1 protein-coding gene is annotated in these 538 nt (G+C 47.4%); it reads left to right on the forward strand.

What is annotated here, in order from left to right; translation table 11 throughout:
- The coding region (locus R7093_RS27615) for an ABC transporter permease subunit (RefSeq protein ID WP_318147327.1) at positions 1-538 on the forward strand (538 nt) is incomplete at both ends.

The raw sequence follows: 538 nt of genomic DNA on the forward strand, positions 1-538 counted from the left end.
TCGATTTTGGTTTGAGCAAAAACGGCAATGCGATTTACGACGAACTCGCGGTTGTTTTTCCTGCCACATTAGAATTGTGCTTTTTCGCCTTTCTGGTTTCGCTTTTAATCGGTATCCCGCTTGGTACGATTGCAGGGATGAAGCAAGGTAAGTGGCTAGACACTGGTATCTCGTTTCTTTCGATGTCGGGTTACTCTGCTCCGATTTTCTGGGTGGCACTACTGCTGATCATGGTCTTCTCGTTGGAATACCATATCTTCCCTGTTGCTGGACGCTACGACTTGCTGTACGAAATCGACCATGTGACTGGGTTTGCCATTATGGACGCCTTTATGGCTAAAGGTGAATACCGAGCTCACGCACTGCAAAGTGTCATCGAGCACATGGTTCTGCCGTGTTTGGTTCTGGCGTTAGCACCTACGACTCAAGTTGTTGGTTTGATGCGTGCTTCTGTTGCAGAAGTTATGAGCCAAAACTACATTCGCGCAGCCCGAATCAAAGGTTTATCGAATCGTGAGATCGTCACTCAGCACGTAAT

Source organism: Vibrio sp. 1580 (assembly GCF_033340055.1).